A 20,371-nucleotide genomic window follows, 5' to 3' on the forward strand; every position below is an offset into this window, starting at 1 on the left:
CCTAGTTCAGTATTACAGGTAAAAGCATGATTCAGTTACAGCAGGTTGAACTGCGCCGCGGCCCACTGGCTTTGTTTAGCAATGCCGATCTTACCGTATTTCCGGGCCAAAAAGTCGGAATTATTGGTGCCAATGGTTGCGGCAAGTCCAGTCTGTTCGCGATGCTGCAGGGAAAACTGCATGCTGATGCCGGCAATATTAATATTCCGGAGCGTTGGGTTATCTCTACCGTTGCCCAGGAAACCCCGGCACTGGACTGCAGCGCCATGGATTATGTGTTGCAAGGCGATGAAAAGTTATTTCCGTTACTGATGAAAGCCCGCAGTCAATGCAGCGAGACGGATTTAGCGGCAGTGCATTTACAAATTGAAGCACTGGATGGCTACCGGGCTGAGGCGAAAGCCGGGGTGCTACTTGATGGCCTGGGTTTTAGCGGTGATGCCCAGCAACAGCCGGTTAAATCGTTCTCTGGTGGTTGGCGCATGCGCCTGAATCTGGCGAAAGCGCTAATGCAACCAGCCGAATTACTGCTGCTGGATGAACCCACTAACCACCTTGATTTAGATGCCGTACTGTGGCTGGAGAAATATCTGGCTAACTATTCGGGCACCTTGTTGCTAATAAGCCATGACCGCGATTTTCTGGATGCGGTTACCGACAACATTGTCCATATCGAACGCCAGACTCTGACCTTATACAAAGGTAATTACAGCCAGTTCGAGCGTCAGCGCGCCGAGCAGCTATCGCAGCATCAGGCAAACTTTGACAAACAACAACGCCAGGTGGCCCACCTGCAAAAATTTATCGACCGCTTTAAAGCTCAGGCTACCAAAGCCCGCCAGGCGCAAAGCCGGATTAAAGCGCTGGAGCGGATGACCATCCTGGCACCTGCTCATGTCGACTCGCCCTTTAGTTTTAGTTTTCGTGAACCGAAAACGCTGCCCAACCCACTGCTGAAAATGGAAAACGTCCAGGCGGGCTATGCCGACCATGTGATCCTAAGCCAGATTAAGTTTCAGCTACTGCCCGGCAGCCGCATTGGCTTGCTCGGCCGCAATGGTGCCGGTAAATCCACCTTAATTAAATTGCTATCAGGCGGCATGCAGCCGCAAAGTGGCGACATCTGGTATGCCAATGGCGTAAGCCTCGGTTATTTTGCCCAGCACCAACTGGAAACCCTGCGCCCGCAAGATTCACCCTTGCAGCATCTGGTCCGGCTGGACCCACTGGTGCCCGAGCAAAAGCTACGCGATTTTCTGGGCGGCTTTGGTTTTCATGGCGATAAAGCGCTGGAAGCCTGTGCGCCCTTTTCCGGCGGTGAAAAAGCCCGGTTGGTGCTGGCGTTAATCGTTTATCAGCGGCCGAACCTGTTATTACTGGATGAGCCGACCAATCACCTTGACCTGGATATGCGCGAAGCCATTGTGATGGCGCTGCAGGAGTTCGAAGGTGCTATTGTTATTGTCTCGCACGACCGCCATTTGCTCAGTAGCTGTACTGACGAGTTTTATCTGGTCGCGCATGGTCGGGTGGCACCTTTTGATGGCGACTTAGCAGACTACTACCAATGGCTGCAGCAGGATGCCCGGCAAAGCAGTAATAGCAACCAGGCGGAGGCACCAGCAAGCAGCAATGTTGTTCGCAAAGATCAGAAACGGCTGGAAGCCGAGCTGCGTAATTTACTCAGACCCCTTAAACAAAAAGTCGAAAAGCTGGAACAACAGCAGCAAAAGCTGACAGAGCAACTGGCCAGCATTGAACAGCAGCTGGCTGATGCGGATATTTACAGCGCAGAACGTAAAGCTGAACTTACTGCCTTGTTGGCAAAACAAGCCTCTGCCAGCAGTAGCCTGAGCAGCATTGAAGAAGACTGGTTTATGGCGCAGGATGAGTTAGAGCAACAAACTGAGCGTTTTTTGAAAAGTAACAACTAAAAGCGGCAGAACTACGGTTAAGAGCAGCAAAACAATGGCTAACAGCGGCAAAACAATAGCACCAGCCCCGACTGAGCAGCAGCTCTGGCAATTCAGTCTGGCGTTGTATCCGAAAGTCCAGCCGCTGTGTCTGCAGTGGCAGGATGACTTCAGGCTTAATGTTAATCTGCTGCTATTGCTCTGCTATCTGGAGCAACAGCAGCTTAGCCTTACTTCGCAGCAGCTACTGCAACTGGCCGCTAAACTAAACAACTTCAGCTGCCAGTTTACCCAGCCGCTGCGAACACTACGCCGTAATAGCAGCGGCGCCAGCCTGGCTGCTAACCAACAGCAACACCTTAAGCAAACGTTGCTGCAGGCCGAGCTGTCGCTGGAACAGTTAGAACAACAACTGCTGTTGGAATATTGCCCTCCTTTAACGGCTACCGCACAACCACTGATTGAGCTGTATCTGGCACAGCTTAACGCCAACGATCCGCTGCTAACAGCGCAAATTATTGATCTGCGTCAAGCGCTGCAACAACTCAACTAAAGCAGCCGTTAAAGTTTGATCTGTATCAGTTCCTACCCCCGCAACCCTGCCTAAACTTGATGCATCGACACGTCAGTTATGGCAACAAAAGAGGGTAAGGTTATGAACCTGTGGCATGAATTTTTAAATGATCCGGTGATTTTTATTTCGTTTAGTGGTTTAGCCATTGTTATTGGCTTATGTCTGTTTTACGCGGTCTATTTCATCTATAAAATTGACCACGATACGCCAGACTCAAAGCAACACTGAGCCTGGCCGGCAACAGCAGTTTTAAGCTAAGTTTCCAGATAGGCTATTTTATCCGGCACGCCATTCCAGCTGTCGGCATCGGCTGGCGGGGCTTTTACTTCGCGGATATTGGGCCAGAGCTCGGCCAGTTCGGCATTAAGCTGAATAAAGCTTTGCTGCGCTGCGGGTACTTTGTCTTCCTGCACTATGGCATTAGCCGGGCACTCTGGCTCGCACAGCGCGCAGTCGATACAAATAGTCGGACTTATTGCCAGAAAATTGGGCCCTTCAAAAAATGCATCTACCGGGCACACTGCTACGCAGTCGGTGTATTTGCATTTAATACAGTTATCAAGCACCACAAAGGCCATAAGGTAGCGGCTCCATAATTTACAGGATGCGGATCATACTGTAGCACAGAGAAAAATCAAACCCGCAACTACCTCTGTCCATGCCTACATAAAGAACAGGTGTGCAAGCTTCGAACCCATTTACTCACGCTAACACGCCGTAAACCCATCCATGGGGGCTCGTTTCCGCCCGTCCAGGGCTTCAACGGTTAGCTTAGAGTAAATCGGTTCTCGCCAGACAATTCAGTCATCTCATATAAACCCTTGCGGACAATCGAGTCAGCTTGGCGTAAAATAGAACCATCTTGTGAGCGGCTGGCCTGTTGCCTGGTCGCAATGACACCGATACGGAACCTCTATGCTGCGCCTTACTGAAATTAAACTCCCGTTAAACCATGACGAAAATGCGCTAACTGCCGCCATTTTAAGCAAACTGCAGTTAATGCCTGAGCAGCTGCACAGCTTTAGCGTATTTAAACGCGGCTTTGATGCCCGCAAGAAGACCGATATTCAGCTTATCTACACCCTGGATATAGACGTAGACAATGAAGCGGCGCTGCTGAATACCTTTGCCAAAGACCCGCACATTAAGCCCTCACCTGATACCAGCTACAAGTTTGTCGCCCGGGCACCGACTGAATTAACGGAGCGGCCAGTTGTAATTGGTCTTGGCCCCTGTGGTTTGTTTGCCGGTTTATTGCTGGCGCAAATGGGTTTTAAACCGATTATTTTAGAGCGCGGTAAAGAAGTCCGTGAGCGCACCAAAGACACCTTCGGTTTCTGGCGCGGTAAAGAGCTTAACCCCGAATCGAATGTGCAGTATGGCGAAGGCGGTGCCGGCACTTTTTCTGATGGCAAGCTTTACAGCCAGGTAAAAGACCCAAAGCATTATGGCCGCAAGGTAATGAGCGAATTTGTTGCTGCCGGCGCGCCGGATGAGATTATGTATGTCAGTAAGCCGCATATCGGTACCTTTAAGCTGGTGGCGATGGTGGAAAAAATGCGGGCAAAAATTATCGAGCTGGGCGGTGAAATTCGCTTCAGCAGCAGAGTAGATAAGCTGCATATCGATAATGGTCAGCTGACTGGCTTAACCCTGGCTAACGGCGAGCAGCTGCACAGTAAACACGTAGTGTTGGCCGTTGGCCACAGTGCCCGTGATACCTTTGAAATGCTCTATGAGCAGGGTGTCTATATTGAAGCCAAGCCGTTTTCGATTGGTTTTCGGATTGAGCATGAGCAATCAATGATTGACGAGTGCCGCTTTGGCCCCAATGCCGGCAACCCAATTTTAGGCGCGGCCGACTACAAGCTGGTGCACCATTGCAGCAATAACCGCACTGTTTACAGCTTTTGTATGTGCCCTGGTGGCACAGTAGTCGCTGCAGCCTCTGAGCAAGGCCGGGTGGTTACCAATGGCATGAGCCAGTACTCCCGGCACGAGCGCAATGCCAATAGCGCCATCGTGGTAGGCATAGACCCAGAGCGTGACTACCCCGGCCACCCATTGGCCGGTATTGCTCTGCAGCGCCAGTTGGAAGAGCAGGCCTTTGCACTGGGTGGTGCAAGCTATCATGCGCCGGCACAGTTAATTGGCGACTTTTTAAAGGGTAAGCCATCGGCTGAACTGGGCGAGGTGAAACCCTCCTATACCCCCGGCATTACCCTGACTGATTTATCCAAAGTGCTACCCGACTTCGCCATCGCGGCTATCAGGGAAGCGATACCGGCGTTTGACCGGCAAATCCGGGGCTTTGCCAAAGCCGATGGTTTGCTGACCGGGGTGGAAACCCGCACCTCATCGCCCATTTGTATTAAACGCGGTAGCGATTATCAAAGCGTCAACATTAAAGGCCTGTACCCGGCAGGTGAAGGCGCAGGTTATGCCGGCGGTATTTTATCAGCCGGCATTGATGGTATTAAAGTAGCCGAAGCGCTGGCGCTGGCCATGCTGGATACTGTTTCTGATACTGATTCTATTGCTGATTCTGTTGCTGATAACAGCACGACTGATTAACCACTGTGGCAGACGGACTTAGCCGGCAATACTACCGCAATGGCCCGCCACACCGGGCCGGCGCCGATGTCAGCTTCGGTGATTTAGTTAAAATATTTGGTTTTAACAGTATTCATATTGGCCGCTGGGTGCAAAGCGCCGAGCAACAGCAGGCGGCCAATTTATTTTTTGATGCGCTGTGCGATTTGCAGCAGTTGCTGCAGGTACCCGAGCAGGTGATTTCGCTTAATGGCAGCCTGGCATTGACCTACGGCATAGGCGGTCAGCGTGGCGTCTGTGCCCACTACCAGCCACAGGGTCGTATTTTAGCGCTGGCGAAAAACGCCGGCGGTGGTAGCCTGGCGCATGAATGGTTTCATGCGTTTGATCACTATATTGCCAGCAAAATGTTCAGCCCGGCCCCGCCAGCTAACCGCTTTGCCAGCCGCTGCTGGCTGGAGTCGCTACCGCAACATCAACATCCATTAAATGCGTTGTTAGATCAGGCCTTTATCAGCCTGTTTTTGTCAGCTGATGGTAACGCTGAGAGCGATTATTTCCAGCATTGCCGTAAGCTGGATGCACAGCGGCAGCAGCTTTATCTGGCGATGCCGGAAGAAATGGCGGCCCGTGCTTTTGAAAACATGCTGCAGCGCCAGGGCCTGAAAAACAGCTTTTTAGTTTCTGGCACCTTGCAAAGTAAGGCGGCTAAACTTGGTGCTTACCCGGATGAGCAATTAAGCTATTGCCTCAGCAAGCTGTGGTTGCCGTATTTTCAGGCTCTGGGGCAGAGCCTGCGACGAAAAATTAGTTGAGTAGCGCTTACCTGGCCGCCCGGTTTAACAATAATTTACCGTCGCTAAGCACTACCCGGTTACCACCAGCCTTTTTGGCCAGATACATGGCTTCATCAGCATTTAGCACCAGCTCTTTTTGCACTGTTCCATGTTGCGGGTACAAGGCAACGCCGATACTGGGGTTAATAGTCAGCCGCTGACTATCAATTTGATAGGGCTGACATAACGCCAACCGGATTTTTTCTGCCAACAGCATAGCTGTCTCTACCCCTGATACCTGCTCCAGCAAAATCACAAATTCATCGCCACCAAAACGGGCTGCGGTATCGGTCTGGCGGATTGCCTGCTGTAGTCGCAGCGCCGTTTGTTGCAGCAGCTCGTCGCCGATATTGTGGCCGAAATCGTCATTTACCTGCTTAAACTTGTCTAAATCCAGATAAAGCAGCGCTAACATGCCCTGCTCACGCCCTGCCCGTGCCAGAGCCGAAAACATTCTGTCCTGAAATAACTCTCGATTAGGCAGACGGGTGAGTTGATCATACAGCGCATGAAACTTCAGCCTGGCCAGCATTTGTTTGCGCTCTATTGAAACCGCCACCTGGGTTGCGACAAACTCCAGCATTTCCAGTTCAGCATTGCTGTAACAAGGCGCATATGAAGTATTATGTGCTAATAGTGCACCAATAATGCCGCTATGCGTTTTTAACGGCACCACTAACGCGTTCAACTCTGGTTGAACGGCTGTCAGCTTCTTTCTATCACTTTTTGAAGGTTGCTGCGCATTACAAAACAGTAAACTCTGGCCGCTACTGATAACCTGATGACAAAGCTCAGTAGTCTTAGCGTCAGGGCTTACGTAAGTAGCTGATGATGTGCTATCAGCGTTGTTATAACCAAAACTGATACCGTGCTGGATATCATAGCGGGCAATAACGAAGCTCTGTATCGGCATTAAGCCGGCAATGATCTGATGGATTTGCTGATACAACTGCTCAATGTTTTCTGCGGCAAAGGCGGCCTCTGATATTGCATACAACGCTGCCTCACGGCGCTGCACGTGTTTCAGGTTGCTGATATCGCGGGCGACAGCAACCCGTTGCTGCTTATCTTCAGACCAGCGGGCCGACCAGAGCAAATGCACCACTGTGCCGTCTTTGCGAATATAGCGGTTTTCAAAGTCCAGTTTTACCGCGCCCTGGTTAATTTGCTCGGCAGTAGTCAGGGTTAGCGGCTGGTCATCAGGGTGAATAAACTCCAGCATGGAATGACCAATCATTTCCTGCGGTGTATAACCAAAAATGCGCTCAGCGCCCGGGCTGATATATTCAAAGCAGCCCTGCTTATCCACCACACAGATAGCATCCAGCAGTAAATCAATGTAGTTACTTAACACCGTATAGCTAGACTCAGTCATTTTATTCAGCTTCACAGAGTAAAATCGCTGTTACCCGGGTGTCAGCCCCGGCTTTTGGGTTTAACAATAGCATGAAATAAGCTAAGGCAAACTATGCCTTACACCTTGGCCAGCTCAGCCAGCAAGCGCTGACAATTGAGCCAGGTCATGCCATATATAGTTAGTTGCGGGTTGGCACCTAAGCTGGTAGGTAAAATAGAACCATCGAATATCGACAGGTTTTGCAGCTGATGATGACGGCCCTGTTGGTTAACCACACCTTTGGCCGGATTGGCACTCATATTACAGCCGCCCATTACATGGGCTGATGCCACGGTTTGCCGGTACTTCTGCATAGGCAGGCGTTCAATCGCTGCTCTGGCTTCATGCCAGCTGTTATATAGCCTGGCGTCATGATGAATGGGTAATACCTGCTTAGCACCGGCGGCAAATTGCATCTCCGCCATCGACATCAGTGCCCGGCGGGCCCCCTGCCACAGGTAGTCAGTAATCGGATAATCCAGCACCGGCTGCTGCTGATTATCAAGCAGCACGCTGCCGCCCTGACTTTGCGGATGAAAGCCATCGCGCATGAGCGCTATAGTCACCTGCAGCTGGTTAAACTGCTGCATTAAAGCCGCATGCTGCTCGCCCGTGCCCAGCAGTTTGGTGGCCATTAATACCGGGTGCACCGGTGCCGCCTCCAGTTTATAGCCAATGTGGTCACTGTCTGGCCAGACAAACTGATCAGAATATATCGACTGCGGCGCCCCCGCATGGCCGTTAATGTCTTCAGCAAACAATGCACCGCTAATCAGCGAAGGGTGTAAATAAGTATGTTTACCGAGCCGGCCGGAGGGGTTTGGCACTTCTGAGCGCAGTAAAATAGCCGGCGAGCCAATAGCCCCCGCTGCCAGAATATAGTGCTTCGCTTTAATACTTACCTTAATGTCGCTGCGTGGCTGAAAATGCTGATCGACCGCCACGGCGTCAAGGCCGGTGATGCTATCGCCCTGCCAGCTAAATTTACGCACCGACAACCGTGAGATTAAGGTCGCACCCAATGCCAGCGCCGCCGGAATAGTGCTGACCAACATCGACTGCTTGCCATTTATCGGGCAGCCCATGCCGCAATAACCGAGGTTAGCGCAGCCATTTACATTACGGCTGATCACGGTGTACTGCCACCCCAGCGCTTCGCAACCATGTTGGACCACACTATTGTTTGCATTAGGCGCTACAGGCCATGGCTTGATATTCAAGCGTTGCTCTGCTTTCTCAAAATACGGGGTTAACTCGTTAACACCAGTAAATTTCAGGCCAAACTCGCTTTGCCAGTAATCCAGGGTTGGCTGCGGGGTACGAATAGAGGTAGTCCAGTTAACGGTGGTAGAGCCACCAACGGTGCGGCCTTGCAAAATGCCAATCGCCTGATCCCGGGTTTTACGGGCCGCGCCTTCCTGATACAAGTTCGGGTAGGCCCAGCGCTCTTCCATCACAAAATCATCGCGGGTGTAATAGGCGCCTTCTTCTAACAACAGCACCTTAAGGCCGGCCTGAGCAAATTGCTCAGCGGCAATACCACCACCAGCACCAGAGCCGATAATCACGATATCCGCTTCAAACTGCTGATCCTGCGTAAACCGGCTGGCGTCCAGGTGACTAGTCATTAACGAAACCTCGGCGCAGTATAAGCCAGCGCCTGCCAGTGCTCTGGCTGGCCATAATAGGCGCCATACAACAGCTCGCGCAGGCCATGATAAGCTTGCTGCAATACCTCAAGATAACTGTCGCGCCAGCTATCCAATAAGGCCAAGCGCTGCTGAATGCTTAAATCCGCCAGCTGAGTTAAATGGCCAGTCATTCCCAGCCGACTGAACCGGTTAGCTAACAGATTAAACAGCTGATGCAGCTCCTGCTGCTGGCGTAATGGCAAAAAAAGTAGGAAATCATTGACCGCCGCTTTAGTTCGCGCAAGCTCAGCGGCAGCCAGGGTCGCATCTTCGGGTAAAGCGCCGTACAATAGCGCAGGCAATACGGCCGACAGCACTAATTCACGGTTGTTATCATCAGCGCTCAGGCTTTGCCGCCAGCCATAGATACCGAGGGTGGCGCCTATACTGGCTGCAGCAGCTAAGGCGATACCGGATAAAACAAAATGCCGCCGATCCATAGTGCTGCACCCTCAGTAAAATTTAAGCCATTGTTTATCAGGAAACGCGCATTTGCAAGCTCAGCTCAGACCAGTACCTCAGCATCACGCTCAGCCTTACAACCAGCCGCCTTTTCAACCTGCCTGGTGGCTCAGGCATGCCCACCTGCAAACTATTTTTGCCAAATATTTAAGCCCGAAACAACGGCTGAAAACCGACGTTGAAATGTTTAACCTGGCCGATGGTGATGAACTGCAGCTAAACTGGTTGCATTGTGAAACCGCTACAGCAGATACGCCACTGCTGGTTTTATTGCATGGCCTGGCCGGTGACATTAACAGCCACTACATTCAGGCGATGCTGGCGCAGTGCCGTGAGCTTAACTGGTCGGCAGTGTTACTGCATTTTCGTGGCTGCAATGGCAAACCGAATAAACTACCCCGAGCTTATCACAGTGGCGATACCGCTGACGCTGCCCTGGTAATTAATGAAATAAAACGTCGCTACCCTAACCGGCCATTGGTAGCAGTGGGCTATTCACTGGGTGGCAATGTGTTGCTGAAATATTGTGGCGAACAGGCTGCAGCAAACCCGCTGGCTGCCGCGATAGCAGTATGCCCGCCTTTGTCTTTATCAGCTTGTGCCAAACGGATTAATACCGGCAGCAGCAAACTGTACCAACGCTATTTACTGGGTCGCTTAAAGCGCAGCACCTTATTAAAACTGCAGCAATTTACCGATTTTCCGCTGCCGTTAACACCTGAGCAGGTGCAGGGCTTTGCCAGTATTGAGCAGTTTGATGAGCACTTTACTGCACCAATTCATGGCTTTAAAAATGCCCAGGATTATTACCAACGTGCCAGCGGCAAAGCGTTTTTAAAACATATTCAGATACCCACCCTGATTATTCACGCCAAAGACGACCCGTTTTTAAGTGACGAGGTGATCCCGTCACCAGCAGAGCTAAGTCAGCACGTGCAGTATGAGCTCACCCATGGTGGTGGCCACGTTGGTTTTGTGTATGGCAGCCCGCTAAAACCGCAGTTCTGGTTAAACCAGCGTATTCCCGCCTTTATTAAACAACAGTTGAATTTATGATTATTCCCTATAACGATATCGATCAAGCGACCCTGAATAACCTGATTGAATACTATGTGCTACGTGAAGGCACCGATTATGGTGAGCAGGAAATTTCCTTATCTGAAAAAGTATCTAGCGTTAAGCGCCAGCTGAAAAGTGGTGAGGTGGTAATAGTGTATTCAGAGCTACATGAAACCGTCAACCTGATGCCGAAACAGGTTTTTTTGCAGCAGGCTGCCACTGAGTAACCCTAGAGCCCCGCTCACGGGGTAAATTGTCAATAAACAGTCAGATATCTGTCATAAGGCTGCCATCTGTTAACGGAATAGTATGCGTGCATTGCTGCTGAGCAAGGAATACCAATGTTCGAATGCCGCGCTATTTTTATTTCCGACGTCCATTTGGGCTGCAAGGACTGCCGGGCCGATTATCTGCTGAGCTTTTTGCAGCAGACTCAGACTGATAAAATTTATTTACTTGGCGATATCATCGACCTGTGGGCCATGCGTAAACAGGTGCACTGGCAGCTAAATCAGAATCAGGTGATTAAAGCGCTACTGGATAAAGCTGAGCAGGGCTGCGAAATTATCTACGTGCCGGGCAATCATGATGAAGCCTTGCGGCTTTATCACGGCAAGAGTTTCGGCAATATTAAGATAGCGCTGCGCAGCAGCCATATCACCTTGCAGGGTAAAAAATTACTGTTGTTACATGGCGATGAATTTGATAAACAAGTCAGTTTCGGCCCGTTACATAACTGGCTTGGCGACACCCTGTATGACTTTTTATTATTCTTAAATCGTTGGTTTAATCGCAGCCGGCGGTTGTTTGGTGGTCAGTATTTCAGCCTGGCAGCTTACATTAAACGCAAAGTGCCAGGCGCGCAAAAGGCTATTGCCCGTTACCGGCAGGCGGTTGTAAATAAGGCGCTGAAAGGTGGCTATGATGGTGTAGTTTGTGGCCATATTCATCATCCGGAAATCCGGCTGGAGCAGGGCATTATTTATTGTAATGATGGCGACTGGATTGATAACTGCACCGCGCTGGTCGAGCAAACTGATGGTAGCCTGGCACTATATCACTGGACCGAGCAAGCCCAGCGTTTGGCATCCTTGCCATTACAAGCCGTGGCCAGTAAAGCCAAAGCGGCCTAAAGCTGGCTGGCTTTTAACAATGCCATTGCTGCCGCTGCGCCATCAATGCGCTGAACACTGATATCACCAGCAGCGCCTTTGTAATGTTCAAACCAGTATTGCAGTTGCTCTGTTACTCCCGGAAACTGGCGTTGTAACTCAGCCAGGTCGGTAACGTCGGAGAATATTCCGGTTAACGGCACAGCCAGTAGTTTGTCGTCCTGCTCACCGTTATCCAGCATCCGCATTACCGCTACTAGTCTCACCTGCTGCACCGTGCCTTGCGGCAGCGCCTGACCAAGCACCAGTACATCCAGCGGATCACCGTCGCCTCCCTGCTCTTTTGCCAGCAGGGTGTTTGTCACAATCCCGTAGTTCGCCGGGTAGGCCAGATAGTGAATTTGCCGCAGCTTGCCCCGCTGCCGCTCCCACTCCAGTTGCAGTGGCGCGGCTTTATCCTGTTGCCATTTGGCATTGCTGCCGGCAGCAATTTCAATCAACACATTGACACTGCCATCCGCGTTTACGGGCGCTGGCAATTGCGCTAGTCCGGTAGCCAATTTGGCTCTATCTAAATATTGCCGTTTGTCACAGTGAAGAGGCATACCACGCTGGCTCAACGCAATACCAAGCGGCCCCGGGCTCTCTCCTTCAGGCTTGCGCTGGCACAATAACTGACTAAGCCGGGCATAGTCTGTTTTACCACGCCAGCCTAACTGCTCCGCGGTAAAATCACCAAAAATGCTGCTATCTTTATTCAGGTGTAATAAATGGCTATGAATTCGCTCCAGCCACTGCAGATATTCAGCAGCACTGTAATAGCCGGGAAATTGCAACTCGCTCTGCGGCCGTAAATACTGGGCCCAGTAAAACTCGACAAAAGGAATGGCCGGTTTCGGCTTGGCCCATACCCCATCTCGCAGGAAATACAGCGCCGCCCGGTAAGGGTCATTCTGCAAATGTACCCGGCCCAGATTGGCAGGTAATTGCTGATAGCCGATTTGACTGCCTGAGGCATCGTAAAGCCAGGCATTACCCTGCTGCACCATCTGTTGCCAGAATGCGGTTGGCTCTGCCGACTCCAGCCTGGCCTGCACAACCACCGTTACCTTAAGCTCAGGGCCACCCTCAGGCATATCATAAAAAGCAGAAAAGGTATGATGACCATCGGTCAGGTACAGCTGGTTATCTGCCCCCACTACCACCGTTTTTAACTGCTTAATATTGCGCGCTTTGTTACCGGCATTGCTGCAACGATAACTATCAGGCTGATTAGGGACAGAATGTATATTAAAACTCACCTGCCGGCCCCAACCCGCGTTTTTACACAGATCAGCAAACAGTTGCTGGCGGTTACCACGGTACACGGCCAGTTTGTAGTTCACCTGCTCATGGGCAATAACACTCTGGGTTGGCCGTAAATCTGCCAGTGGCACCTCCAGTACAGTTCCCGCTGCAATGCCGGCTTGCTGAGCATAGCTATGCGCCGGCAGCAGGCAACAAAACCATATAAATATACGGCACCACTTCACCATAGCATCATCTACCTAACCCATTAATTTCAATAATAATACTAGTAAAAAATGACAACAACATGACAATCAGCCAACCCTGTTAATGTCATATCAGTGAAATCTTAACGTCATCTTATTGCAATTTGCAGCCATTAACATTCGCTAATCATTAAAAATAAGCAAAGGATCTCAGCATGTTAGCTGCAAAGCGCAAAACCCGTTTCAATAAGAAGCCCATCGTCAACGGCCTGCTACTGGCTCTCACCCTACCCATCGCTGCCTATGTGCAGGCGGCCGCCGTAATAGAAGGTGTGGTACAAAAAGCTGACAGTGGTTCTGTATTATCAGGCGCCCTGGTTAAAGTAGCAGATAGCCAGCAGCAGGTTTTTACTGATGCTTCAGGTCGTTTTGTGTTGCGTAATCTGGATCCGGGTACAGTAACCCTGGAAATCAGTTATATCGGCTTGCCCGCTCAGCGTCAGCAAATCACAGTAACCGAAAACAGCACCAAGGCCATAGTCATTGAACTGACCGACGTGGAACGCTTAGCTGTGGTTGGTCAGCGCCAGGCGCAAAATAAAGCGCTGAATATGTATCGCGCTTCTGATGCGATTACCAATTACATTGCTGCAGATGACATGGGACAGTTTGTCGATCAGAACGTCGCTGAATCATTGCAACGCTTACCAGGCACCTCTATCAGCCGCGATCAGGGCGAAGGCCGTTTTGTCAGTATTCGTGGTATTGCTGCCGGATTAAGCTCGGTAACGGTTAATGGCATGCGGATAGGCACGCCGGAAGGCAGCTCGCGGGCAGTGCCGCTTGATGTTATCCCAACCGGTTCTATCGAAGGTATTTCAGTAACCAAAGCACCTACCCCAGACATGCCGGGTGATGCGATTGGTGGCTCAGTGGAAGTAAAGTCTGCCTCAGCTTTTGATCGCGACGGCAGACAAATCCGTTATCGCGCAGAAGCCTCTTACAATGAGCTAAGTGGTGAAACCAGCCCGAAACTGAGCCTGAACGCCAGCGATACGTTTAGCCTCAATGGTGATAACAATAAAAACTTTGGTGTAGCGGTTGGTCTGAATTATCTGGACCGGAAACTGGAGTCAGATAACGTTGAAGCAGAATACGACATGGTCGATTTTCAGGATGGTGAAGTATTCAGCCTGATTGAACTGCAGCAACGCAAATACTATGTAAACCGCGAGCGCATCGGCGCCAACCTGAACCTGGAATACCGCCCCGACACCAGCAACAAGTACTTTGCCAATACCGTATTCAGCCGCTTCAGTGATGCGGAAACCCGCCAGCGCAGCATTTTTATCTTTGAAGACGGCACCCTGAGCGACTTTGATGGCAATAATGCCTATGTTACAGAGATGGAGCCTGATGCATTCAGGCGCCGGATCCGCTTTCGCACCAAAGAACAGGACACCCTGGCGCTGAACCTGGGCGCAGAGCATAGCCGCAGCAGCTACAACCTTGATTATTATGCCGGCGTTTCCACCACGCGGGAACGGGTACCGGACGAAAATGAAGGTCGTTTTGAGTACACTGGCGATCCGTTAGATGCTACTTACGTTATTGGCCAGGGCATCCCGGGCTTTGGTATTTTCAACAATGGCGTGGCCGACACCAGCCACCTGGACAACGCTAATTATGAACTGGACCGGGCCGTATTAGAGCCAAAAGTCATCGATGATGATGAATATAATCTGGGTGTAAATTTTGAACTGCCCTATGCTTTTGGTAATAATAATCTGACCCTGAAAACCGGTGTCGACCTGCGCTGGAAGCAAAAAGATACCGATACGGATGAGGTTGAACTGCGCCGTACCCCGGATGCAACGCTGGACCAGTTTACTATTGGCACGCCGTCTTATGGTTTAGGTGACTTAGGCCAGGGTGTCAGCTCGGCCGGTTACATTAATTTCTTTAATCAAAACCGCGCAGACTTTACCGCGCGGCCTCAAGACGTTGCAGAAAATACTCAACTATCGCTTGGTGAAGATTTTGTCGCCGATGAAGATGTCCAGGCAGGTTATCTGATGGCCACTTACGATGGCGAACGCAGCCGGTTAATTGCCGGGATACGTGTAGAACGCACAGATTACTCCGCCAGCGGCAACCAGCTGACATTTGATGAGGACGGTGAATTAACTATCAGCCAGCGCAGTGTCAGCAGCGATTACACCAACGTACTGCCTGGCTTACATTACAGCTATGAGCTGGCGGATGATTTGATGTTACGGGCAGCATGGACCAATACTATTGCCCGCCCAAGCTTCAATGATATTTCACCTCGGGCTGAAATCAATTTAGAAGATAATGAAGTTGAACTGGGCAACCCGGATCTCGATCCCTACGAAGCGACCAACTATGATTTGCTGCTGGACTGGTATTACAATGAAGGCAGTTTGCTATCAGCCGGGATATTCTACAAAGATATTGACAACTTTATTGTTGAACTAACCAACAATGACGTGCCGGAGTTTGCTGGTTTTGACGTTACCCGGCCAATCAATGCCCTAAGCGCCAGTGTCAAAGGTTTAGAGTTTGCCTGGCAGCACAGTTTTACTCAGCCGCAACTAAGCGGAGTATTAGTTGGTGCCAACTTTACCCTGCTGGATACCGACTTAGCGGTATTGGAGCGGCCAGGTGAAAGTTTCAGCCTGCCTGAATCGGCCGAACAAGCCGGTAACTTTTACCTCGGTTATGAAGATAACAAATTCAGTACCCGCATAAGTGTGTCTTACCGCGACAAATTTCTCAGTGAAGTCGGCGACGATGTTAACTATGACATCTATGTAGCGGCGCATACTCAGGTTGATATCACGGCATCATATAAGCTAAGCAAACAGGTTGAATTGGTGGCAGAGCTGATAAACCTAACTGATGAGCCGCTGGAGCTTTATCAGGGTAATGCAGCCTATACCTACCAGTTTGAAGAGTATGGTATGACTTTTGCGCTGGGTGTCAAGGGCCGGTTCTAAGCACTGAACACCGTTAGAGCGAGCCATGCACTGAGTGTGGCTCGCTTTTTTGTATTAGCCATTTTATACTGCCGCTTCCTTAGCATAACGGAGTGTTGTAACTAACCTATATGAGCCTGTTAATTGCGTTTGCAGTTCTATCCATCGCGGTATCTTTTATTTGCTCCATTCTGGAAGCGGCCCTGCTCTCCATTACTCCCAGTTATATTGCGCAGCAAAAGCTTCAGAAACCCAAGCTTTATGACGCCCTGAAAGGTTTAAAGGAAAAAATTGACCAGCCGCTGGCGGCTATTCTCACGTTGAATACCGTCGCCCATACTGTTGGTGCCACCGGTGTCGGCGCTCAGGTAACCCTGGTGTTTGGCGACGGCTATCTGGGTATAGCTTCTGCGGTAATGACCCTGCTAATTTTAGTGCTGTCAGAAATTATTCCAAAAACCATTGGTGCCCGTTACTGGCCTGCTCTTGCGCCGCTGCTGCCGGTAACCCTGAACATTATGATTACCGTATTACGGCCCTTTATCTGGCTGTCCGATCAGATAATGAAGTTATTTGGTGGTGGCACTCACGAGCATGACCTGCGTCAGGAAATTAAAGCGCTTACCGTGCTGGGCCGGGAAATGAATAAACTGGATGAAGATGAACAGCGGGTTATTGCCAATATTCTCGACCTGCACGATATTAAAGTGCGCGATATTATGACCCCGCGCACTGTCTGTGAAAGCGCCAGCCCGGACGAGCCACTGGAGCAGTTTGCCGAGCGGGTTAAAATAGGTCAGTTTTCACGCTACCCGGTAATAGACAAAAGTGAATCGCCGCTGGGCATCGTGTTTCGCTACGACATGCTGAATATTACAGACCAGCAGGTAGTAGCTGATTTAATGAAGCCGGTAAAAGTTATCTCAGATAAGATGAGCGCCGAACACCTGATGACCCAGCTGATGCATGAACGGCAGCATATGTGTCTGGTGTACGACGAATACGGGACCTGGCTGGGTCTGGTCACCATGGAAGATGTGATTGAAACCATTATTGGCCAGCCCATTATGGACGAAACCGACGATATTCCCAATATGCGTCGCTTTGCGAAAAGACGCTGGGAACACCGGCTGAAAAACCTGTCGGATGATTAAATAACAGTGATTACTGCGCCGGCAGCTTTAAGAAATAAGCGGGCTGGCGCGGATTATTCAGCAAAACAAAACCATCCAGCGCTTTAACATACGCAAACCGGCCAAAAGTACCGTGCCGCACCTGCGGCCCGGGATCTTTCTCAATTGCCATGCCCTGCCAGCTTAAGCTGGCTAAATCAAACTTGTATAACTTGCCATCGCCGGGCCAGGCATAAAAGTGGCCATCTTTACTGTTGTACGTTAAGCCTGGTGCCGGAAACTTTTCGATAAACTGTGCATCACCTTTTAACGGCAACACGGTACGCCGATAACCTGTTTCAGCTGTTAAATCATAAAGTATTTGTTTTTTCTGTCCAATTATCAGCATCTTGCGGTTATCCGGGTCAATTGCCGCATTCACCCCAAGCCCCAGACCACCTTTACTATTCAGTTTTTTATAAATACCGCCATCAGCCTGATATTGATAACTATATAATGCTGCTCTGTCGTGTAAAAACACTAAACCGGTTTTAGTGTCGTAAGCGGCCACCACACCAAAGGCGCCACGAGGAATATCACCGCTGACGTCATCTCTTTGCCAACGCCTGGAAGCGGGATTAAATAACCAGGTATTGGGATCTGCGCCACCCGAATGCCGCCCCGCCAGCGCACCGGAAAACGCCCACAGCAACCCCTCGTTACCGATGAACGCCATACCATCATAGGTATGACGAGAGTTTGGCTGGCTGCCATCAAAAGGTGCCAGTTCGGTCAGTCTTGGTGTCGTATCCGGATCCGCCGGTTGTGCAGGTTCGGTCAGCCGGCGCAGCTCGGCGCTTATTGCATCCAGCTGATACACTTCATTGCCGTAGTAATCATTGTGGCCGCCCCCCCAGATATATAGCCGCCCCGTATTTTCATCCAGGTCAGCACCACCCCAGGCAAACACCACGTTATGACAGTAATCAGCAAAGGGATAATCGTACAAATCGTTGGCCGGGCAATGATCGACCAGCGTGGTACCCTGTATCGGCTGCCAGCCACTGTGATATGTTGTCGGAGTAACGGTGGTGGCTGTTGTTGTGACATCATCTGCCACCGGTTCAGCGCTATAAAATTGCAAAAAAATCAGAAAAATGACGCAAACCGGGATAACACTACTGACAAAAATCTTCATTGACACCTCCTGTGCGGATTAGCAGATGAGTGTAGTTCAAATACAGCCGTCTTTGGATCAGATGAAGCATACTAAGTTAAAGCTGAACTGACAGTGACAAATAAGACAAATTCTCGATGTTAACTGAAACTAAAAAGCCAACCCGAAGGTTGGCTTTTATTAACAAAATTGGCTGCTTACAGTTGCGGGCCGGCCGCGACTAACGCCTTGCCCTCGGCGTTATCGGTGAACTTAGCAAAGTTGTCGACAAAACGTTTCGCCAGATCTTTCGCCTTAACTTCCCAGTCTGCCGCATCGCTGTAGGTTGCGCGGGGGTCCAGAATACCATCCTGCACGTCGTGCAAGTGTTTCGGTATTGCCAGATTAAAGTACGGTAACTGGACAAACTCGGCGTTCTCGATGCTGCTATCTAAAATCGCATCGATAATAGCCCGGGTGGCTTTAATGGAAATGCGCTTACCAGTGCCGTTCCAGCCGGTATTGACCAGGTAGGCTTCGGCGCCCACGGCTTCCATCCGCTTCCCCAGCACTTCTGCATACTGAGTCGGGTGCAGGCTTAAAAAGGCCGCACCAAAACAGCTTGAGAAGGTAGGAGTCGGCTCAGTAATACCCCGCTCAGTACCGGCCAGTTTGGCAGTAAAGCCTGATAAAAAGTGATACTTAGCCTGCTCTTTGGTCAGCTTTGATACTGGCGGTAACACACCAAAAGCATCAGCAGTTAAGAAAATAACTTTCTTAGCATGACCGGCCTTTGATACCGGGGTAACAATATTGTCGATATGGTAGATCGGGTAAGAGACCCGGGTATTCTCAGTTTTTGAACCATCATCAAAATCGATAGTGCCATCGGCGGCCACACTGACATTTTCCAGCAGAGCATCACGGCGGATAGCATGGTAAATATCCGGCTCATTTTCCTGCGATAAATTGATGGTTTTGGCGTAGCAGCCACCTTCGAAGTTAAACACACCATCGTCGTCCCAACCGTGTTCATCATCACCAATCAGCTGGCGTTTAGGATCGGTTGACAGAGTGGTTTTACCGGTTCCGGACAGGCCGAAGAATACGGCAACATCGCCGTCTTTACCGACGTTAGCGGAGCAGTGCATCGACGCTATACCTTTTAACGGTAAAAAGTAGTTCATCATTGAGAACATACCTTTTTTCATTTCGCCGCCGTACCAGGTGCCGCCAATCAGCTGAACCCGCTCAGTCAGGTTAAAGGCCACGAAATTTTCAGAGTTTAAACCCTGCTGCTGCCAGTTCGGGTTGGTGCATTTGGCACCGTTCATTACAATAAAGTCTGGCTTGTAGCTTTTCAGCTCTTCGTCGGTAGGCCGGATAAACATGTTTTTAACGAAATGGGCCTGCCAGGCTACTTCAGTAATAAAGCGCACCGCTAGTCGGGTATCAGCGTTGGCGCCACAATAAGTATCGACTACAAACAAACGTTTGCCCGATAACTGACTGGTAACCAGTGACTTTAGCTCAGACCATACTTCGGTACTGATCGCTTTATTGTCGTTTTTGCCTTGATCTGACCACCACACCGTATCGCGGGTGGTGTCATCCCGCACGATATACTTATCTTTCGGGGAGCGGCCGGTGAAGATACCGGTATCAACCGAAACCGCGCCCAGCTTGGTCAGTTTGCCTTGTTCATAACCTTGCAAATCGCTGCGGGTTTCTTCCGCAAACAATAAATCATATGATGGGTTATAAACGATTTCCGTGACATCTGTAATGCCGTATTGGCCCAGATCCAGATCGGACATGATGTAACTCCTAAGGGTACTGTAGGTAAGGGTGCAGTCTCTAGCGGACTTATTAATTATGTTATTTTTTGGGCAACAGCCTGGTTTTTGTCCAAAAAATACGTCGTTATCTTAGCGTTTTCACTGTAAAAAAGATAGTTGAGAATACGGCTAAAATCGTAGAAAACCACGCCAGGCTTGGCCTATAGCAAAGTTATG

17 protein-coding genes are annotated in these 20,371 nt (G+C 50.2%); 10 read left to right on the plus strand and 7 right to left on the minus strand.

Annotated features, from left to right (window positions below):
- Window positions 1-26: 26 nt before the first annotated feature.
- The 3 genes from CRO03_RS16435 (at window position 27) to CRO03_RS16445 (ending at window position 2,715) form a co-directional block, all read left to right on the plus strand.
- Entirely contained in the window at window positions 27-1,934 is a 1,908-nt protein-coding gene (locus tag CRO03_RS16435; protein ID WP_097112742.1) for an ATP-binding cassette domain-containing protein, read from the plus strand.
- 34 nt (window positions 1,935-1,968) lie between these two features.
- A complete protein-coding gene (locus CRO03_RS16440) occupies window positions 1,969-2,466 on the plus strand; it encodes a TIGR02444 family protein (protein WP_245861699.1) in 498 nt (165 codons plus the stop codon).
- 102 nt (window positions 2,467-2,568) lie between these two features.
- Window positions 2,569-2,715 (plus strand): DUF3149 domain-containing protein, encoded by a 147-nt coding sequence (locus CRO03_RS16445; protein WP_097112893.1) that lies wholly within the window; start codon window positions 2,569-2,571, stop codon window positions 2,713-2,715.
- Between the two features lie 26 nt (window positions 2,716-2,741).
- Here CRO03_RS16445 and fdxA read toward each other — a convergent pair whose 3' ends face one another.
- Entirely contained in the window at window positions 2,742-3,065 is a 324-nt protein-coding gene (fdxA, locus tag CRO03_RS16450; RefSeq protein WP_097112744.1) for a ferredoxin FdxA, read from the minus strand.
- A 337-nt stretch (window positions 3,066-3,402) separates the two neighbouring features.
- Here fdxA and CRO03_RS16455 point away from each other — a divergent pair, with 337 nt between their 5' ends.
- The gene (locus CRO03_RS16455; protein WP_097112745.1) at window positions 3,403-5,061 is read left to right on the plus strand and encodes an NAD(P)/FAD-dependent oxidoreductase; all 1,659 of its coding nucleotides are present in this window, start codon (window positions 3,403-3,405) and stop codon (window positions 5,059-5,061) included.
- A gap of 5 nt (window positions 5,062-5,066) precedes the next feature.
- The gene (locus CRO03_RS16460) at window positions 5,067-5,855 is read left to right on the plus strand and encodes a CLCA_X family protein (RefSeq protein ID WP_097112746.1); all 789 of its coding nucleotides are present in this window, start codon (window positions 5,067-5,069) and stop codon (window positions 5,853-5,855) included.
- Window positions 5,856-5,862: 7 nt separating this feature from the next.
- Here CRO03_RS16460 and CRO03_RS16465 read toward each other — a convergent pair whose 3' ends face one another.
- From CRO03_RS16465 to CRO03_RS16475, 3 genes are all read right to left on the minus strand, one after another.
- A complete protein-coding gene (locus tag CRO03_RS16465) occupies window positions 5,863-7,251 on the minus strand; it encodes a GGDEF domain-containing protein (RefSeq protein ID WP_097112747.1) in 1,389 nt (462 codons plus the stop codon).
- Between the two features lie 98 nt (window positions 7,252-7,349).
- The gene (locus CRO03_RS16470; RefSeq protein ID WP_097112748.1) at window positions 7,350-8,900 is read right to left on the minus strand and encodes a GMC family oxidoreductase; all 1,551 of its coding nucleotides are present in this window, start codon (window positions 8,898-8,900) and stop codon (window positions 7,350-7,352) included.
- Window positions 8,900-9,403, minus strand: a complete 504-nt coding sequence (locus CRO03_RS16475; RefSeq protein WP_097112750.1) for a hypothetical protein — start codon at window positions 9,401-9,403, stop codon at window positions 8,900-8,902. Before CRO03_RS16475 ends, CRO03_RS16470 begins: the two co-directional genes overlap by 1 nt.
- 52 nt (window positions 9,404-9,455) lie before the next feature.
- Here CRO03_RS16475 and CRO03_RS16480 point away from each other — a divergent pair, with 52 nt between their 5' ends.
- The 3 genes from CRO03_RS16480 (at window position 9,456) to CRO03_RS16490 (ending at window position 11,617) form a co-directional block, all read left to right on the plus strand.
- Entirely contained in the window at window positions 9,456-10,481 is a 1,026-nt protein-coding gene (locus CRO03_RS16480) for a hydrolase (protein ID WP_097112751.1), read from the plus strand.
- On the plus strand, window positions 10,478-10,711 hold the full coding sequence (locus tag CRO03_RS16485; protein ID WP_097112752.1) for a YheU family protein: 234 nt from the start codon (window positions 10,478-10,480) through the stop codon (window positions 10,709-10,711). Before CRO03_RS16480 ends, CRO03_RS16485 begins: the two co-directional genes overlap by 4 nt.
- Before the next feature lie 114 nt (window positions 10,712-10,825).
- A complete protein-coding gene (locus CRO03_RS16490; RefSeq protein WP_097112753.1) occupies window positions 10,826-11,617 on the plus strand; it encodes a UDP-2,3-diacylglucosamine diphosphatase in 792 nt (263 codons plus the stop codon).
- Here the strand turns inward: CRO03_RS16490 and CRO03_RS16495 are convergent.
- Complete coding sequence (locus CRO03_RS16495) at window positions 11,614-13,131, minus strand: ParB-like protein (protein ID WP_097112755.1); 1,518 nt, start codon at window positions 13,129-13,131, stop codon at window positions 11,614-11,616. The two genes, CRO03_RS16490 and CRO03_RS16495, sit on opposite strands and share 4 nt — an antisense overlap.
- Before the next feature lie 173 nt (window positions 13,132-13,304).
- Here CRO03_RS16495 and CRO03_RS16500 point away from each other — a divergent pair, with 173 nt between their 5' ends.
- A complete protein-coding gene (locus CRO03_RS16500) occupies window positions 13,305-16,109 on the plus strand; it encodes a TonB-dependent receptor (RefSeq protein WP_097112756.1) in 2,805 nt (934 codons plus the stop codon).
- A 110-nt stretch (window positions 16,110-16,219) separates the two neighbouring features.
- Window positions 16,220-17,242: a CNNM domain-containing protein gene (locus CRO03_RS16505; RefSeq protein ID WP_097112758.1), complete on the plus strand. Its 1,023-nt coding sequence runs from the start codon at window positions 16,220-16,222 to the stop codon at window positions 17,240-17,242.
- Between the two features lie 10 nt (window positions 17,243-17,252).
- Here the strand turns inward: CRO03_RS16505 and CRO03_RS16510 are convergent, their stop codons facing one another.
- Window positions 17,253-18,398, minus strand: coding sequence for a Kelch repeat-containing protein (locus CRO03_RS16510; protein WP_097112759.1), 1,146 nt, complete (start codon window positions 18,396-18,398; stop codon window positions 17,253-17,255).
- A gap of 176 nt (window positions 18,399-18,574) precedes the next feature.
- Window positions 18,575-20,173 carry a phosphoenolpyruvate carboxykinase (ATP) gene (gene pckA / locus CRO03_RS16515; protein ID WP_097112760.1) on the minus strand — a complete coding sequence of 533 codons (1,599 nt, stop codon included), beginning with the start codon at window positions 20,171-20,173 and terminating at the stop codon, window positions 18,575-18,577.
- Window positions 20,174-20,371: the final 198 nt, after the last annotated feature.

Source organism: Arsukibacterium tuosuense, from assembly GCF_900215315.1.
Taxonomy (GTDB): Bacteria; Pseudomonadota; Gammaproteobacteria; order Enterobacterales; family Alteromonadaceae; genus Alishewanella; species Alishewanella tuosuense.

Coding starts and splice junctions, on each gene's coding strand:
- CRO03_RS16470 (WP_097112748.1), bottom strand. CDS start 8,900: ATGACTAGTCACCTGGACGCCAGCCGGTTTACGCAGGATCAGCAGTTT.
- CRO03_RS16465 (WP_097112747.1), bottom strand. CDS start 7,251: ATGACTGAGTCTAGCTATACGGTGTTAAGTAACTACATTGATTTACTG.
- CRO03_RS16455 (WP_097112745.1), top strand. CDS start 3,403: ATGCTGCGCCTTACTGAAATTAAACTCCCGTTAAACCATGACGAAAAT.
- CRO03_RS16505 (WP_097112758.1), top strand. CDS start 16,220: ATGAGCCTGTTAATTGCGTTTGCAGTTCTATCCATCGCGGTATCTTTT.
- pckA (WP_097112760.1), bottom strand. CDS start 20,173: ATGTCCGATCTGGATCTGGGCCAATACGGCATTACAGATGTCACGGAA.
- CRO03_RS16440 (WP_245861699.1), top strand. CDS start 1,969: ATGGCTAACAGCGGCAAAACAATAGCACCAGCCCCGACTGAGCAGCAG.
- CRO03_RS16490 (WP_097112753.1), top strand. CDS start 10,826: ATGTTCGAATGCCGCGCTATTTTTATTTCCGACGTCCATTTGGGCTGC.
- CRO03_RS16435 (WP_097112742.1), top strand. CDS start 27: ATGATTCAGTTACAGCAGGTTGAACTGCGCCGCGGCCCACTGGCTTTG.
- CRO03_RS16500 (WP_097112756.1), top strand. CDS start 13,305: ATGTTAGCTGCAAAGCGCAAAACCCGTTTCAATAAGAAGCCCATCGTC.
- CRO03_RS16485 (WP_097112752.1), top strand. CDS start 10,478: ATGATTATTCCCTATAACGATATCGATCAAGCGACCCTGAATAACCTG.
- CRO03_RS16445 (WP_097112893.1), top strand. CDS start 2,569: ATGAACCTGTGGCATGAATTTTTAAATGATCCGGTGATTTTTATTTCG.
- CRO03_RS16510 (WP_097112759.1), bottom strand. CDS start 18,398: ATGAAGATTTTTGTCAGTAGTGTTATCCCGGTTTGCGTCATTTTTCTG.
- fdxA (WP_097112744.1), bottom strand. CDS start 3,065: ATGGCCTTTGTGGTGCTTGATAACTGTATTAAATGCAAATACACCGAC.
- CRO03_RS16475 (WP_097112750.1), bottom strand. CDS start 9,403: ATGGATCGGCGGCATTTTGTTTTATCCGGTATCGCCTTAGCTGCTGCA.
- CRO03_RS16495 (WP_097112755.1), bottom strand. CDS start 13,131: ATGGTGAAGTGGTGCCGTATATTTATATGGTTTTGTTGCCTGCTGCCG.